Origin of the sequence: Microbacterium sp. TPU 3598 (assembly GCF_002356155.1) — a bacterium.
Classification (GTDB): domain Bacteria; phylum Actinomycetota; class Actinomycetes; order Actinomycetales; family Microbacteriaceae; genus Microbacterium; species Microbacterium maritypicum_A.
The window spans coordinates 3,311,194-3,325,923 of the sequence record NZ_AP017975.1 but is presented as its reverse complement, the minus strand read 5'-3'; the positions used below and the strand labels follow the sequence as shown (position 1 = coordinate 3,325,923).

General features: G+C 68.6%; 16 protein-coding genes. 7 read left to right on the top strand and 9 right to left on the bottom strand.

What is annotated here, in order from left to right:
- Positions 1 to 6: 6 nt before the first annotated feature.
- Positions 7 to 837, top strand: coding sequence for an SDR family oxidoreductase (locus MST3598_RS15875; RefSeq protein ID WP_021198290.1), 831 nt, complete (start codon positions 7 to 9; stop codon positions 835 to 837).
- A gap of 44 nt (positions 838 to 881) precedes the next feature.
- Here the strand turns inward: MST3598_RS15875 and MST3598_RS15870 are convergent, their stop codons facing one another.
- From MST3598_RS15870 to MST3598_RS18885, 4 genes are all read right to left on the bottom strand, one after another.
- Positions 882 to 1,631: a sulfite exporter TauE/SafE family protein gene (locus MST3598_RS15870; RefSeq protein WP_029258523.1), complete on the bottom strand. Its 750-nt coding sequence runs from the start codon at positions 1,629 to 1,631 to the stop codon at positions 882 to 884.
- A complete protein-coding gene (locus tag MST3598_RS15865; protein ID WP_051670938.1) occupies positions 1,628 to 2,215 on the bottom strand; it encodes an ankyrin repeat domain-containing protein in 588 nt (195 codons plus the stop codon). Before MST3598_RS15865 ends, MST3598_RS15870 begins: the two co-directional genes overlap by 4 nt.
- A gap of 179 nt (positions 2,216 to 2,394) precedes the next feature.
- Positions 2,395 to 3,033 (bottom strand): bifunctional 4-hydroxy-2-oxoglutarate aldolase/2-dehydro-3-deoxy-phosphogluconate aldolase, encoded by a 639-nt coding sequence (locus MST3598_RS15860; RefSeq protein ID WP_029258521.1) that lies wholly within the window; start codon positions 3,031 to 3,033, stop codon positions 2,395 to 2,397.
- A 62-nt stretch (positions 3,034 to 3,095) separates the two neighbouring features.
- On the bottom strand, positions 3,096 to 3,656 hold the full coding sequence (locus MST3598_RS18885; protein ID WP_021198294.1) for a ribosomal protein L7/L12: 561 nt from the start codon (positions 3,654 to 3,656) through the stop codon (positions 3,096 to 3,098).
- A 71-nt stretch (positions 3,657 to 3,727) separates the two neighbouring features.
- Between MST3598_RS18885 and rlmN the strand changes: the two genes are divergently transcribed.
- Positions 3,728 to 5,029, top strand: coding sequence for a 23S rRNA (adenine(2503)-C(2))-methyltransferase RlmN (gene rlmN, locus MST3598_RS15850; RefSeq protein ID WP_029258520.1), 1,302 nt, complete (start codon positions 3,728 to 3,730; stop codon positions 5,027 to 5,029).
- Here the strand turns inward: rlmN and MST3598_RS15845 are convergent.
- Complete coding sequence (locus tag MST3598_RS15845; protein WP_029258519.1) at positions 4,978 to 5,601, bottom strand: NAD(P)H-dependent oxidoreductase; 624 nt, start codon at positions 5,599 to 5,601, stop codon at positions 4,978 to 4,980. The genes rlmN and MST3598_RS15845 overlap by 52 nt on opposite strands.
- 65 nt (positions 5,602 to 5,666) lie before the next feature.
- Between MST3598_RS15845 and MST3598_RS15840 the strand changes: the two genes are divergently transcribed.
- Together MST3598_RS15840 and MST3598_RS15835 are read left to right on the top strand one after the other, a co-directional pair.
- Positions 5,667 to 6,239, top strand: a complete 573-nt coding sequence (locus tag MST3598_RS15840; protein ID WP_029258518.1) for a TetR/AcrR family transcriptional regulator — start codon at positions 5,667 to 5,669, stop codon at positions 6,237 to 6,239.
- Between the two features lie 86 nt (positions 6,240 to 6,325).
- A complete protein-coding gene (locus MST3598_RS15835; RefSeq protein WP_029258517.1) occupies positions 6,326 to 7,966 on the top strand; it encodes a DUF4407 domain-containing protein in 1,641 nt (546 codons plus the stop codon).
- 40 nt (positions 7,967 to 8,006) lie between these two features.
- Here MST3598_RS15835 and MST3598_RS15830 read toward each other — a convergent pair whose 3' ends face one another.
- Positions 8,007 to 8,315: a hypothetical protein gene (locus tag MST3598_RS15830; protein WP_029258516.1), complete on the bottom strand. Its 309-nt coding sequence runs from the start codon at positions 8,313 to 8,315 to the stop codon at positions 8,007 to 8,009.
- Between the two features lie 112 nt (positions 8,316 to 8,427).
- On the opposite strand from MST3598_RS15830, the gene yczR reads away from it, so the two are divergent.
- From yczR to MST3598_RS15815, 3 genes are read left to right on the top strand one after another with little or no spacing between them, the layout of a single operon-like run.
- Positions 8,428 to 9,840: an aminotransferase-like domain-containing protein gene (gene yczR, locus MST3598_RS15825; protein ID WP_029258515.1), complete on the top strand. Its 1,413-nt coding sequence runs from the start codon at positions 8,428 to 8,430 to the stop codon at positions 9,838 to 9,840.
- Positions 9,841 to 9,850: 10 nt separating this feature from the next.
- Positions 9,851 to 10,360: a hypothetical protein gene (locus tag MST3598_RS15820; RefSeq protein WP_136053506.1), complete on the top strand. Its 510-nt coding sequence runs from the start codon at positions 9,851 to 9,853 to the stop codon at positions 10,358 to 10,360.
- Between the two features lie 53 nt (positions 10,361 to 10,413).
- Entirely contained in the window at positions 10,414 to 11,427 is a 1,014-nt protein-coding gene (locus MST3598_RS15815; RefSeq protein ID WP_029258513.1) for an aldo/keto reductase family protein, read from the top strand.
- 102 nt (positions 11,428 to 11,529) lie between these two features.
- Here the strand turns inward: MST3598_RS15815 and MST3598_RS15810 are convergent, their stop codons facing one another.
- Genes MST3598_RS15810 through MST3598_RS15800 form a run of 3 tightly spaced genes read right to left on the bottom strand, consistent with a single transcriptional unit; the run spans position 11,530 to position 14,723 of the window.
- On the bottom strand, positions 11,530 to 12,450 hold the full coding sequence (locus MST3598_RS15810; protein WP_197024836.1) for a carbohydrate ABC transporter permease: 921 nt from the start codon (positions 12,448 to 12,450) through the stop codon (positions 11,530 to 11,532).
- Positions 12,447 to 13,409 (bottom strand): carbohydrate ABC transporter permease, encoded by a 963-nt coding sequence (locus tag MST3598_RS15805; RefSeq protein ID WP_021198304.1) that lies wholly within the window; start codon positions 13,407 to 13,409, stop codon positions 12,447 to 12,449. The genes MST3598_RS15810 and MST3598_RS15805 overlap by 4 nt, the downstream gene beginning before the upstream one ends.
- Positions 13,410 to 13,412: 3 nt before the next feature.
- Positions 13,413 to 14,723 carry an ABC transporter substrate-binding protein gene (locus MST3598_RS15800; protein WP_021198305.1) on the bottom strand — a complete coding sequence of 437 codons (1,311 nt, stop codon included), beginning with the start codon at positions 14,721 to 14,723 and terminating at the stop codon, positions 13,413 to 13,415.
- Positions 14,724 to 14,730: the final 7 nt, after the last annotated feature.

Genomic DNA, 14,730 nt, shown 5'->3' with positions numbered 1-14,730 from the left:
GAACCCATGTCCCTTGCAGGCAAGACCATCTTGATGTCGGGCGGCAGCCGCGGCATCGGCCTCGCGATCGCGCTGAGGGCGGCTGCCGACGGAGCGAACATCGCGATGCTCGCGAAGACCGACACCCCGCATCCGAAGCTCGAAGGCACGATCCACACCGCGGCCGAGCAGATCCGCGCGGCCGGCGGCCAGGCTCTGCCGATCGTCGGCGACGTGCGCGACGACGACGACATCACCGAAGCGGTCATGAAGACGCAGGGCGAGTTCGGCGGCATCGACATCGTGATCAACAACGCCAGCGTCATCGACCTCTCGCGCTCGCTCGACCTGAACGCCAAGAAGTACGACCTGATGCAGGACGTCAACGTACGCGGCACGTTCATGCTCTCGCGCGCCGCCGTGCCGATCCTGAAGGATGCCGAGAACCCGCACATCCTCTCACTGTCGCCGCCCCTCAACCCGACCCCGAAGTGGTTGGGCGCGCACACCGGATACACGCTCGCGAAGTTCGGCATGACCATGGCGACCCTCGGCCTCGCCGCCGAGTTCGCACGCGACGGGATCGCCGCCAACACCCTGTGGCCGCGCACCACGATCGCGACGGCGGCCGTGCAGAACCTCCTCGGTGGTGACAAGGTCATGGCTGCGAGTCGCACGCCCGACATCTATGCGGACGCCGCGTATGCCGTGTTGCTCAAGCCCGCGGCGTCGTACACCGGTCAGACGCTCATCGTCGAGGACGTGCTCGAAGCCGACGGTGTGACCGACTTCTCCGGCTATGCCGCGATCCCCGGCACTCCCGACAGTGCGCTCTTCCCCGACATCTTCCTCGACTGAGGTTCCCGCGGCGCCGGAGACAGAGCGGGAGCAGATAGATGGGGTCAGATCAGCAGGTAGACCGCACCGACGATCGTGAGTGCGATCACGATGCGGTCGAACACACGCTGATTCATGCGACGGGCGACCCGCAACCCGAGGAGCGCGCCGACCACCACGAGCGGCGCGAGCACGGCATCCATCAGCAGTACCGGTGGCTCGAACAGCCCGAGGCCCGCGAGGAACGGCACCTTGATCACATTGATGATGGCGAAGAACCACGCGGAGGTACCGAGGAACACCTGCACCGGGGTGCGGGTGGCCAGGAAGTACATCGACATGACGGGCCCGCCGGCGTTCGCGACCATGGTCGTGAAGCCGCCGAGCGTGCCGTAGGCGCCTGCGAGCAGGATGCCGCTGGAGGGCGGTGACGCGGTATCCGCTCTGCTCTGCCGCCACCGGCGCCACAGCGTCACGGCGATCATGAGCAGCAGGATCACTCCGATCGCACGGCGCACCACACCATCGCCGGCGAGCGCGAGGAACGCGAATCCGACCAGCAATCCCGCGATGACCGCGGGGGCGAGCCGCAGCAGCGTGGGCCAGTGCGCGTGCCGGCGGTAGGCGAACAGGGCGAACAGGTCGCCGACCATCAGGAGCAGCAGGGTCGCCGCGGTCGAGGTGCGGGCGGGCAGGACGGCCGCGAACAGCGCGATCGCCAGGATGCTCCCGCCCGGCAGTGCGGTCTTCGAGATGCCGATGACCGCCGCCGCCACCGCGAGCGCCGCCCAGGCCCACGGGTCGAGGGCGCTCACCGTTCGAGCTCGGCGACGATCGCGTCGTAGCCCCTGGCCTTCGCGAGGTCGACCGGGAGCACGCCGTCGCCGTCCGTGATGCCACTGTCGGCCCCGCCGTCGAGGAGGGCACGAACCACGTCGACGTAGGTCGAGGATCCGTCGCCGAGCACGATCGCCTCGTGCAGCGCCGTCCAGTTCAGGTTGTTGATGTGGTTCGGGTCGACGCCGGCCTCGAGCAGGATCTCGATCGTCGCGAGCAGTCCGCGCTCGGACGCCGGGATCAGGGCCGTGCCGCCGAAGCGGTTGGTGCTCGCGAGGTCGGCGCCGTTGTCGAGGGTCAGACGGAGGATCTCGTCATGTCCGCGCGCGCCCGCGTAGAGGTAGGCGGAGTCCTGGATGTCGTCTTTGGCGTTCACGTCCGCCCCCGCCTCGATCAGGGCCCGGGCCGCGTCGACGTGGTTCGCCTTGGTCGCCGCCACCAGGGCTGTCATCCCGCCGGATCCGCGCGCCTCGATGTCCGCGCCCTCGTTGATCGCCGTCTGCACGGCGATCGCGTCTCCGTCCTCAGCGGCGGCGAGCAGATCGCGAGTGGCTTCGGTCATGGCAGCCTCCTGGGTCGACGGGGAAGGATGCGGCGCTGCTGTGCAGGCCGTCACGGTCAGCAGGGCAACTGTGACGGCGCCGACGGCCAACATCCTTCGCGCACGCATGCATCCGGTATACCAAAAGATGCCGGACATCGGGTGATCAACCTCGCGCGGTGATCAGTCCCGTGTGGCGGTCAGCTCCGCGCGGCGGTGAGTGCCGTGGCGAATCGCGCGGCGCGCTGCTCGATGTCGGCCCAGTCGCCGTTCGCGATCGAGGTTCCGTTCGCCAAATCTCCGCCCGCGCCGACCGCGACCGCGCCGGCGGCGAACCAGGCGGCCAGGTTGTCGGGGTTCACGCCGCCGGTGGGCATGAGTGGGGCATCGGGGAACGGTCCGCGCAGGGCGCCGAGGTAGGACGGGCCGCCGAGCGACGCCGGGAAGATCTTCACGACGTCGACGCCGAGCTCGAGCGCGCCCATGACCTCGGTCGGCGTCATCGCGCCGGTCATCACGACGCGGCCCGTGTCGAGCATGCTGCGCGTGAGGTGCGGCAGTGTGCCGGGGCTGACCAGGAACTCGGCTCCGGCATCCGCTGCGTGCTCGGCCTGTGCAGCCGTGGTCACAGTGCCCGCGCCGACGTAGGCGGTGTCGCCGTGGCGGGCGATGAGTTCGCGGATGACCGCCGGAGCGTCCGGAGTGGAGAACGTCACCTCGATGCCGGTGACACCGCCGCGGATGATCGCCTCCGAGGCCTCGATGGCCAGTTCAGGGGAGGGGGCGCGGAGGACGGCGAGGATGCCGGTCGTGCGGGCGCGGTCGAGACGGTCGGACATGGGGCTCCTTCATCGGGCGGGCACGTCCATTCTCCCGGGCGCACCCTGTAATGACAAGTTGGTCAGGACGCGTGGGTGTGCGGCCAGGCCTCGATCAGGTCCTTCGATTCCTTGAGTCCGAGTCCCGTGTGCTCGCGGAGCGCCTTGATCGCGGCGATGGCGGAACCCCCAGCGACCATCCGGTCGATCTCGGAGGCCACCGAAGCCGGCAGCGACGCACGCACGGACGAAGGGGTCGCGACCATCGGGGTGATCGACGAGCGCGTGGCCGTGGCGTTCGACACGGCGGCGAGGTGCGGCGCCGTGGTGCTGACCGACCAGTGATCGATGCGGTCCTTCGCTTCCTTGAGGCCGACGCCCGAGTGGTCGCGGTACAGCTTGATGGCGTGGATCTTCTGCCCGGCCCCGACGAGCCGGTCGATCTCGGCGATCACGCTCGGCGTCAAACCGGAGACGGCCGTCGACGCCGACGAAGCGGGAGCCGTGCGCGCGGTCGTCGGCGACGGGGTGAACACCTGCGGCTCTGGCAGCTTGGGGCGCATGCCGCGGACCGCGACGGCGAGGATCGCGACGACGACGATCAGGCCGACGACGATCGCGATGATCCACAGCACGGCATCCATGGGCTCAGTCTAGAGAGGTCACCGCCCGCGCCCCAGGGCCTTCCCATCCGCCACCGCGTACCCTGGAGGGTATGACCGAGACTCCCCGCACGCGCGAGACGCGCCCCGCAGCATCCGCGTCCGCCCCGCAGGGACGCCCCGCCCAGGGCAAGGTGCGCGAGACCAGGAAGCCACAGGTGCGCCCTGCCACCGAGGGATGGACCCAGCAGAAGGACGCCGAGGGGCGTCCACTGCTGCAGTTCGCGAGCCCCAAGCGCGGCAAGCCGCCGGTGCACCTGGCCGACCTCACGCCGGCCGAGCGCGTCGAGAAGGTGAAAGAGCTCGGCCTGCCCGGCTTCCGCGCCAAGCAGCTGTCGACGCACTACTTCCGTCACTACACGTCGGACCCCGAGCAGATGACTGACCTCCCGGCCGACACCCGGGAGCAGCTCGTCGCCGGGATGCTCCCGCCGCTGCTCACCGAGGTCCGCCGCCTCGAGACCGACCGCGGCGACACGATCAAGTTCCTGTGGCGTCTGCACGACGGCGCCCTGGTCGAGTCGGTGCTCATGCGCTACCCCGGCCGCATCACGCTGTGCGTGTCGAGCCAGGCCGGCTGCGGCATGAACTGCCCGTTCTGCGCGACCGGCCAGGCGGGCCTGACCCGCAACATGTCGACCGCCGAGATCATCGAACAGATCGTGCGCGCCAACCGGCTCATCGCCGAGGGCGGTCTGGGCGGCAAGAAGTCCGACGACCACAGCATGGAGCGCGTCTCGAACATCGTCTTCATGGGGATGGGCGAGCCGCTCGCCAACTACAAGCGCGTGATGGATGCGGTGCGCTCGATGGTCGCTCCGCAGCCGGACGGGCTCGGGATGAGCGCCCGCGGCATCACGGTCTCGACGGTGGGCCTGGTGCCCGCGATCAAGAAGCTCGCCGAGGAGAACATCCCGGTGACCTTCGCGCTGTCGCTGCACGCCCCCGACGACCACCTGCGTGACGAGCTCATCCCGGTGAATTCGCGCTGGAAGGTCGACGAGGCCCTCGACGCCGCCTACGACTACTACGCCAAGACCGGTCGCCGCGTCTCGATCGAGTACGCCCTGATCAAGGACATGAACGATCACGCCTGGCGTGCCGATCTGCTGGCGGAGAAGCTCAACCAGCGTGGACGCGGCTGGGTGCATGTGAACCCGATCCCGCTGAATCCCACGCCGGGCTCGATCTGGACGGCGTCGGAGAAAGACGTCACGAACGAGTTCGTGCGCAGGCTCAACGACGCCGGCATCCCGACGACTCTCCGCGACACCCGCGGCAAGGAGATCGACGGCGCCTGCGGTCAGCTCGTCGCCACGACCGAGGATGAGGCCGCCTCCGCCGCGATGGCCTGAGGCCGGCCGGCACGGCGGGCGTCGACGGCGCCGAGGTGCTCGGCGCGGTCGAGCCACCGGGAGATCGTGGTCTCGCTCGCATCCTTCACGCCGAGCATGCGATGGGTGCGCACCGAGCGGATCCCGCAGAAGCGCATCGTGCCTCGGGCGACGTGGGTCTGGGCGGGCAGCCCCGTGAAGGGTGTGAAGTACCAGGGCGTGTCCGCGAGCAGCAGCAGCCTGCCCCTTCGCGCGGGCAGCAGTCCCTCGACGAGCCCGAGCTTCGTGTAGCGGTACTCCTGCTGCGGCAGCAGGGCGCGGTCGAAGAAGCCCTTGAGCAGCGCGGGCACCGACCCCCACCACAGCGGCGTCGCGATGATGATCGTGTCGGCGTCCTGCAGCGCGCGCTTCGCCTCGACGAGGTCGGGCTCGAGCGTCATGCGCTCGCGGTAGCCGAAGCGCAGGTTCGGGTCGAAGTCGAGGTCGCGGAGGGCGAGCACACGGGCGTCGCCGTGCCCTGCGGCGTAGCGCTGGGCGAGAGCCGCGGTCAGGGAGCGGGCGTCGGGGTGGCCGTCGATCACGAGAGCGGGCATTTCCGGTTCCTATCTGGACAGTGTCAAGCTGGTGGACACTGTCAAGATAGGAGAGGATGTTGCTCATGTCAAGTTCCAAGGACGGGTACCACCACGGCGATCTCGCCCGTGCTCTGGAAGACGCCGCCATGCAGCTGCTGGAGCGGATGCCCGCGGCGGAGATCAGCCTGCGCGAGGTCGCCAGGGCCGCGAACGTCAGCCACAACGCCCCGTACCATCACTTCTCCGACCGCCTGGGACTGCTCAAGGCGATCGCCGAACGCAGCATGGCCGATCTCCTGGGCCAGGTGAGCACCGCTGCCGTGAAGGCCTCGACCCCGCGGGCCGCGCTCGCCGACGGGGGCTCGGCGTACATCCGCTTCGCCGTCGAGCACCCGCACGCGTTCGACGCCGTCTACGACCCGACGGTCTGCGTGCCCGGATCCCCGACTCCCACCATGGCGCCGTTGATCGACGGACTCGAGGCGGTGCTCGCCGAGGGGGCGGCGGCAGTCGGCCTTGATCGACCGACGGATGTCGTCGCGCTGTGGGGACTGATCCACGGGCTCGGCACGCTCGCTGCGGCAGGCCACTTCACGCTCGAGGACGGACTGTCGGCCTACGCCGCGGCCCTCGATCGGCTGCTTCTCGCGGAGTGATCCGTCACGGTTGCGTCGTCCAACCTGTGAGTCGCTCAAAGCACTCTTCCACGCGATGCACAGGCGAGGTTTCGTAGATTGTTCGAATGCCCTATTCCGCCCATCGACCGGGTCGCTACGACTCGCAGGGTCGGATCATCCTCGACGGCGAACCCGACGCCGTCACGGATGACCTCGACTTCCTGCGTGAGTTCGAGCCCACCGGCACCGACCACGCCACCCGTGAGGTGCCCGAGTCCGTGCCCGCAGAGACGACCCCGATTGCCGACGCGATCGCCGCGGACGATTCCGCCGCCGAAGGACACGCTCCGGTGAAGCCGCCGCGGGAGCCGCGCATCCGCCGTCCCCGCGCGAAGCGCGCACCGCGCACTCCCGGTTCGCGCGCGCGAACCCTCGCGATCCTCGGCGGTGCGGAGGGCGAGATCCTCGACCGTGTTCCCGGCGAGACCCCGCGCTTCGTGCAGATGTTCTTCGTGCTCGCCGGCACCGCGCTCGTCTCGGCGATCTCGATGCTCTTCGCACTCACCACCGGGGTGCAGGCGGCCGTCTGGTTGGCCGTGCCCCTGGCGCTCGTCTGGGCGCTCATCATCTTCAACCTCGACCGATTCCTCACATCGACCATGAGCTCGACCAGGAACGTCTGGCGACTCATCGGGCTTGCGATCCCGCGCGTGATCATGGCCGCGATCATCGGCTTCGTCGTGGCCGAGCCACTCGTGCTGCAGATCTTCCACAACGACATCGCCCGCGAGGTCGCCTCCACCAACATCACCCAGTCGCAGTCCGACCAGGAGGCGCTCGAGAACGGCCCGGAGAAGATCGCACTCGACGCGGCATCTGCCAAGGTCGCCGAACTCGAGAACCAGGCGGCGACCGGCATCGTCGCCGGCACCGACTCCTCGTCGGCGACCGAGTCCGCGGCTCAGGCCACGGTCGACGACGTGACCGCGAAGATGACCGCCCAGCAGGCCGTGATCGACCAGGCGCGCGTGCTGTACCAGTGCGAGCTCACGGGTGAGGGTGCCGGCACCGTTCCCGGCTGCACCGGCGTCAACGGCCAGGGCGCCAGTTCGGACGCCGCCAAGGCGCAGCTCGCCGAGGCTCAGCAGACCTACGACGCCCTCGCCGCCCAACTGCGCACCGCCAACGAGGAGCTCGCCGCGGCCGGCACTGCGGCGAAGGAGAACACCTCGTCGTCCGAGGCGCAGAACCGCGAGCAGGCGAAGTCGCAGCTGCCGACAGCTCGCGACTCCTACGATCAGGCGCTCGCCGCGTACAACGCCCGCGCCGATGCGGTCGCGCAGGGCAACGCCGGAGCGGTCGGCCTGCTCAGTCAGATCAGCGGATTGAACCGGCTGAGCGAGAAGGAGCCCTCGATTCTGTGGGCGCACATCCTCATCGCCGCGCTGTTCTTCATGATCGAGCTGCTGCCGGTGCTGGTGAAGGTGCTCACGAGCTACGGTGATCCGAGCCTCTACGAGAAAGCCGCCGCGATCCGCAAGCAGGTCGCCCTCGACAAGGTGACGGCTGAGGGCTTCCGAGACCGTGCGCAGATCGTGACGGATCAGTCTCAGGGGATAGAAGCGGAGGCCGGCTCCGGTGAGCCGCAGACGCGTGCGGAACGCCGAGAGGCGGCCGAGGCGCAGGAGCGGGAACGGGCGGAGAAGCGCGCGCAGGCGCAGACGCTCGAGGAGCAGGAGCAGCTCGTTCGTCCGACGATCGGCTGAACCGGGCATCGCGGTGCGGCGAGGCTGCGCGAGGCTCCGGTCAGGCGGGTTGGGGAATCCGCTCCGGCATCCGTGGCGCCTGCTGCGGGGAGAGCTCGCCGACCCGGATGCTTCCCCGCACCGGTTCGTCGCGGACGGCGGCGGCGATCGAGCGGATCAACGCCACGGTCGACGGGGTGCGTGCCCAGCGCGCCCCGGTCATCAGCGCCTCGATGCGGGCGAGCGGATGCTGAAGCATGACATCGTGCTGGCGGACATCATCGCTGAGCCACTCCAGGAGCTGCGCGATGGTCCAATCGGGATTGATCGGTCCAGTCTCTGAAGGACGGCTGGCGAGATGCGTGTTCATTGGTCCAGAATCGGTTCTCATGAGCGTGAAGGACAGGGCCAATAGCGGGCCAATGGATCAGGTATCGGCCATTCCTGCGGTACGAGCGGCATCTCTCGTCCACGCAGGTGACGTGTCCTCGGAGGCGCTCTCGGCGCGGCTCGGCCGCTGGACACAGGGAGACGGCACTCTCGCCGCCCGGCTCGCGCGAGGCATCGAGGGGCTGATCGCAAGTGGAGAGCTGCGCCCGGGGGACCGGCTGCCCGCGGAGCGCGCACTGGCAGCGGCAGGGTCCGTCTCGCGCGGCACGGTCGTCGCTGCGTACGGCGACCTCGCAGACCGCGGTCTCGTCGACCGGCGGCAGGGGAGCGGCACCCGCATCGCCGGGACAGCCGCAACCGCCGTGCCTGCCTCACGACCAGGACGCGGAGAGGCCCTCTTCTCGGCGCTGCCGAACGCGATCGATCTCCTGCGCACCGTGCCGCAGATCTCCGACCTCGGGGTGCAGCTCATTCGCGATCACAAGCCGCGGCTCGACCTCGCCCTGCTGCCGGAGACCGACCCTGCGGGCCTGCCTGCGCTGCGCACCCTCATCGCCGACATGTACGCCGCCGAGGGAACACCGACCACACCGGAGCAGATCCTCGTCACGCACGGCGCGCAGCAGGCCATCAGTCTCGTCGTCAACGCGCTCGTGGGCCCAGGCGACATCGTGCTCGCCGAGGAGATCACCTGGCCGGGCGTCACTGATTCGGTCGGCCTGCGCGGCGGTTCGGTGCACGGCGTCCCGATGGGCGACGACGGTCTCGACGTCGACGCGCTGGAGCAGGCCCTCGCTCGTCTGCGTCCGGTACTCGTCGCCCTCAACCCGCATCACCAGAACCCGACCGGGTCGCGCCTGCCTGCAGCTGCTCGGCATCGGGTGGCCGCGCTCGCCGCGCAGTACGGCGTTCCGGTCATCGAGGATCGCGTGCTCGCCGGCATCTCCTTCGACGGGGTGGTGCCGCCCACGCTCGCCGCCGAGCGCGCCGACGCGCCCGTCATCGTGGTCGAGTCGGTGTCGAAGTGGGTGTGGGCGGGCCTGCGGATCGGCTGGTTGCGGGCGGACCCCGTGCTCGTACGACGGCTGCGTGGCGCGCGTCAGCTCGCCGACCAGTCCACCAGCGTGCCGGGTCAGCTGCTCGCTCTCGACCTGATCGCCCGCGCCGACGACCTGCGCCGCGCGAACAGCCGCATCCACCAGGAGCGGCTCCGGCTGCTGCAGCGACTGATGGCAGAGCACCTGCCCGACTGGACGGTCGAGCCGCCCCGTGGCGGGCTGTCGCTATGGGTGCGGGTGCCCGTGGGGTCGGCAGCAGCGCTCGCCCGAACGGCGGCCGCACACGGTGTCTCGATCGCCGGAAGTGCGGCGTTCGCCGTTTCCGCGTCGCCGGACGATCACATCCGCATCCCCTTCACCGCACCCGACGACGTGCTCGCCGAGGGCATCCGCCGCCTCGGAGCGGCCTGGCGCGAGTATCGGGAGACTCTCGGGATGTCTTCCTAGGCTGACCCGCATGACTCGGATGCAGCGTCGGACCATGCGGGTGCAGACGCTGTGGATCTCGATCGCCGGTGTGCTCGCCGTCACGATCTATGCTGCGCTCGCCGCGGTGCAGATCTTGGAGTGGACGCCTCTCGCGGCCGCTCCCGGGCTCACTCTCGACCAGATCCGAGCTGAGCTGAGCGGAGCGGGTGAGTCGCTCAACGCGCCGACGACCTTCATGATTCTCGGGGTGGGAGTCGTGCTCGCCCTCGCCCTCGGTGTGATCGCGATGACGTCGAGGGCCGCTCCGATGATCGCGGCTGCCGGCTTCCTGAGTCTGCTCATGCTCGGAGCCCCGGGCTTCTTCCTCGCCTCGTTCGCCCCGGGCATGGCGCTGGCCGATACCTTCATGATCTCGGCGGGCGTCTCCCTCCCCGGAGTGCGAGCGTTCTACATCATCAGCGCCTTAGCAGCAGCCCTGCTGATGCTCGGCGGGGTGGTCGCCGTGCTCCGGGCACGCGCCGCTCCTGCGTCGGCCTGACCTCTTCCCTCGCGTCCGGCCCCGTCATGGCGGGCAGCCAGTAGCGTTGATCCATGGTCAACTATCGCTATCTCGGCAACAGCGGTCTCAAGGTCTCGGAGATCACCTACGGCAACTGGGTCACCCACGCCTCGCAGGTCGGCGACGACGCCGCCGTCAAGACCGTCCACGCCGCCCTCGACGCCGGAATCACCACCTTCGACACCGCCGACACGTACGCCAACACGGCGGCGGAGGTCGTGCTCGGCAAGGCCCTGGAGGGGCAGCGCCGCGAAGGCCTGGAGATCTTCACGAAGGTCTACTTCCCGACCGGTCCGAAGGGGCCGAACGACACCGGCCTGAGCCGCAAGCACATCTTCGAATCGATCAACGGTTCGCTCGCGCGCCTCGGCACTGACTACGTCGATCTGTACCAGGCACACCGCTTCGACTACGAGACCCCGCTGGAGGAGACGTTCCAGGCCTTCGCCGACGTCGTCCGCCAGGGCAAGGCGCTCTACATCGGTGTCTCGGAGTGGACTGCGGAGCAGCTGCGCGAAGGGCACGCCCTCGCGAAGCAGCTCGGCATCCAGCTCATCTCGAACCAGCCCCAGTACTCGATGCTGTGGCGTGTGATCGAGGGCAAGGTCGTCCCGGCGTCCGAAGAGCTCGGCATCTCGCAGATCGTCTGGTCGCCGATGGCGCAGGGTGTGCTCAGTGGCAAGTACCTGCCGGGTCAGCCGGTGCCGGAGGGCTCGCGCGCCACCGACCCGCACAGCGGCGCCGACTTCATCAAGAGCTTCCTGCAGGACGACATCCTCACCGCCGTCCAGCGCCTGAAGCCGATCGCCGAGCAGGCCGGCCTGTCGATGCCGCAGCTCGCGATCGCGTGGGTGCTGCAGAACCCGAACGTGGCGGCCGCACTGGTCGGCGCGTCCCGTCCGGAGCAGCTCGCCGAGACCGTCAAGGCCTCGGGCGTGACGCTCGACGCCGACACGAAGGCGGCGATCGACGCGGCCCTCGGCGACACGGTCAACCGCGACGCCGAGAACACCTACTCGGTGTCGCCGAAGTCGCGCCTGGTCTGAGTGCCCTGATCTGACGCCGAGACCCATCGGTAACGTCGAGACCCACCCCCGCTGACGTACGCGCGGGTGGGTCTCGACGTTGGGCGTGGGTCTCGGCGACGGTCATTCCTTGACCGCACCCGCGGTCAGGCCCTGCACGATCCAGCGACTCGCGAGGGCGAACATCGCCATGGTCGGCAGGATCGTCAGGACCGCGGCGGCACTCATGGAGCCCCAGTCGATGTTGAACGTCGAGATGAAGCCGTTCAGCGCCGACGGCACGGTGCGGTTCGCGTCGGTGTTCATGAGCACGACCGACAGGAACAGCTCGTTCCAGCAGTTGACGAAGTTGAAGATGAACGCCGCGATGATGCCGGGGGTCATCACCGGGACGAGCACCCGGAACAGAGCGCCGAGGCGTGAGCATCCGTCGATCATCGCCGCCTCTTCGAGCGCGTCCGGCACGTTCTCGAAGAAGCCGCGGAGCATGACGGTCGAGAACGGGATGCAGATCGCGATGTAGACGAGGATCAGGCCGGGTTTGGTGTCGACCAGTCCCAGGTCGGTCATCATCGAATACAGCGGGCCGAGCGCGATGAACGCCGGAATCATCTGCGTGAGCAGGAACGCGATCAGGATCGTCCCCTTGCCGCGGAACTCGAACCGGGCCAGCACGTAGGCGCTCAACAGGGCGATGAGGGTGGCCACGGCACCGCCGACGACCGCGACCAGGGCGGAGTTGCCGAGGAAGACGCCGAACGAGCTCTTCTGGAAGAGGCTGATGTAGTTCTCGAGCGACGGCTCGCTCGGCCAGTACTCGATCGGGAACCGGTTGATCGTCCCCGGCGACTTGATCGACGTCAGCGCGATCCAGTACAGCGGGAACAGTGTGATCACGAGCCAGAGTCCGAGACCCAGGACGCGGATGACACCGCCGACCGTGACACGCGGCTTCGGTCGCGGGGCGGATGCCGGATCGGGGACGGTGATGCGCCGGGTCTCGGTGATCGAGGAACCTGTCCGCGAGGCGTCTGTCATGGTCATCGCTGCACTCTCCGCATCGCCATCAGGTAGAACGCGCAGAACACGAACAGGACCGCCATCACGATGAGGCCGATCGCGCTCGCGAAGCCGTAGTTGCCCTGCTGGGTGTAGTTGATCATCCAGGTCGTGATGATGTGCGTCTGGTTGGCGGGTCCGCCGTTGGTCATCGCGTAGATGATGTCGGGGAAGTTGAAGATCCAGATCACCCGCAGCAGGATCGTCAGCAGCAGCGTCATCGAGATGTACGGGATGATGATCGAGAACAGCTGCCGGAACTTGCCCGCGCCGTCGAGGCTCGCCGCCTCCAGCATCTCGTCGGGCACCGACTGCAGCGCCGCGAGGATCATGATCGCGAAGAACGTCACGCCGTACCAGACGTTGGCGACGATCACCGCGAACATCGCGAGCTTCGGATCAGCCAACCAGGGGAGCGGGGCGTCGATCAGCCCCGCCTTCATGAGCAGGTCGTTGACCACGCCGAACTCCGCGTTGAACATCCAGCGGAACAGCATGCCGATCAGGAAGCCCGACACCGCCCACGGGAAGAACACGAGCGCCTGGTAGAGGCCGCGGAAGCGGAACCTCTTGCGCAGGGCCAGGGCGATCAGGAATCCGATCACGAGCTGCGGCACGAGCGAGCCGACGACCCAGAGCACGGAGTTCCACGCCACGGTCGGGAAGGCAGGATCCCGGAACACCGCGAGGAAGTTGTCGAAGCCGACGAAGGGCGTCGAGGTGAGGTCCCACAGGTTCCAGTCGTGGAAGGCCATGCGCGCGCCCTGCAGCATCGGCCAGTAGGTGAACCAGCAGACGAAGACGATCGCCGGCGCGAGGAAGGCCAGCAGCGTCCACGCCTGGCGGCCGCGGAACGGGCGTCGGCGGGATGCCGGGGAGGCCCCGGCGGCGGTCTGCTGCGAAGCAGTGCCGACGGAGCCTCCCTTCTGAGCGGTGCGGGCCACAGGTCAGCCCTTTTCCGCGGCGTACTTCTCGGTCCAGAACGCATCCCACGAGGCCAGCAGGTCGCTGGTCGACATGTTGCCCAGCAGCACGTTCTGCACGTCCTGGTCGGACTTCTGGATCCACTCGGTCCACCAGCTGACCCCGCGCGGCTGGCGCACGTTGACGTAGGTCTCCGGGTCTTCGGTCATGGTGACGTAGCTGGTCCACGGGCCGGACGAGTAGAACTCGTCGTCGGCGGCGGCCGTGATGATCGGCACCAGGCTGTTGGCCTGTGCGAACTCCGTGGCGGGCTCGGCGGACGACAGGAACTCGACGAGCTTGACGGCCGCCTCCTTGTTCTCGCTGTTCTCGGCGACGCCCCAGCCCGCGACGGCGAGTGGCTGCGCGGCCTTGCCCGAGGGGCCGACGAGCAGGGGAGCGGTGTCCCACTGGTCCTCGGTCAGCGAGGAGTCCTGCACGGTCGCGATGACCTCGGGGTCCTGCAGCAGGAACGCCGTGGTGCCGTTCGTGAAGCCGGCGACCATCTCGGGGTAGCCCCACGAGACCGCGGAGGGCGGGGAGGCTTCCTTGAACAGATCGAAGTAGTCGTCGACGGCGTCCTGTGCCTCGGGTGCGGCGAAGATCGTCGAGCCGTCCTCCATCAGGAACGCGTCGTCGACGTCGAGTCCGTCGATCGTGTACGCCTCGATCGCCGCGACCACGTTGCTGTTAGCGTTCTGACCGCCGCGGAAGGCGTAGCCGTAGATGTTGTTCGACGGGTCCTGGATCGTGCTCGCCTGCTCCAGAAGGTCCTTCCAGCTGTGCGGCGGACCGTCGAAGCCCGCGTCCTTCACCAGGTCGGTGCGGTAGAACAGCGACAGCCCGTAGAAGCCGTAGGGCACGAAATAGCTCTTGCCGTCGGCGGCGACCGAAGCGGACTGGGCGTTGTCGGTCAGCGCGTCCCAGCCGTCCCACTTCTCGAGGTCGGGGCCCAGGTCGTAGAGCCAGCCGTTGTTCGCGAACGGCCCGACCGTGATGTCACGCACCTCCAGCACGTCGACGCCCTTGCCGGACTGCAGCATCTGCTGGATCTTCGCGTCGGCCTGCTCGGTGGGAGGCGAGACGAGGTTGACCGTGATCTTCGGGTTCGCCTTCTCGAAGTCGTCGAGCAGCCCGCGCAGGAGCTCGGTGCGGGCGGGGTTGGTCAGGCTCTCGACCATCTGCAGGGTGACGGTGCCGTCGGTGGACGGGCCGGAGCTTGCGGAACAGCCGGTGAGAGCGAGGACGGCGACGGTGCCGAATCCCGCTGCGGTCGTCAAGATCTTGTTCTTCACGATGTGC

Bases quoted from the DNA above. Each gene is read 5' to 3' on its own strand.
- MST3598_RS15860 (WP_029258521.1), bottom strand. From the start codon at position 3,033: ATGTCCGACCGTCTCGACCGCGCCCGCACGACCGGCATCCTCGCCGTC.
- MST3598_RS15820 (WP_136053506.1), top strand. From the start codon at position 9,851: ATGACTCGGATGCAGCGTCGGACCATGCGGGTGCAGACGCTGTGGATC.
- MST3598_RS15830 (WP_029258516.1), bottom strand. From the start codon at position 8,315: ATGAACACGCATCTCGCCAGCCGTCCTTCAGAGACTGGACCGATCAAT.
- rlmN (WP_029258520.1), top strand. From the start codon at position 3,728: ATGACCGAGACTCCCCGCACGCGCGAGACGCGCCCCGCAGCATCCGCG.
- MST3598_RS15845 (WP_029258519.1), bottom strand. From the start codon at position 5,601: ATGCCCGCTCTCGTGATCGACGGCCACCCCGACGCCCGCTCCCTGACC.
- MST3598_RS15810 (WP_197024836.1), bottom strand. From the start codon at position 12,450: ATGACCATGACAGACGCCTCGCGGACAGGTTCCTCGATCACCGAGACC.
- MST3598_RS15865 (WP_051670938.1), bottom strand. From the start codon at position 2,215: ATGACCGAAGCCACTCGCGATCTGCTCGCCGCCGCTGAGGACGGAGAC.
- MST3598_RS15835 (WP_029258517.1), top strand. From the start codon at position 6,326: ATGCCCTATTCCGCCCATCGACCGGGTCGCTACGACTCGCAGGGTCGG.
- MST3598_RS15875 (WP_021198290.1), top strand. From the start codon at position 7: ATGTCCCTTGCAGGCAAGACCATCTTGATGTCGGGCGGCAGCCGCGGC.
- MST3598_RS15815 (WP_029258513.1), top strand. From the start codon at position 10,414: ATGGTCAACTATCGCTATCTCGGCAACAGCGGTCTCAAGGTCTCGGAG.
- MST3598_RS15840 (WP_029258518.1), top strand. From the start codon at position 5,667: ATGTCAAGTTCCAAGGACGGGTACCACCACGGCGATCTCGCCCGTGCT.
- MST3598_RS18885 (WP_021198294.1), bottom strand. From the start codon at position 3,656: ATGGATGCCGTGCTGTGGATCATCGCGATCGTCGTCGGCCTGATCGTC.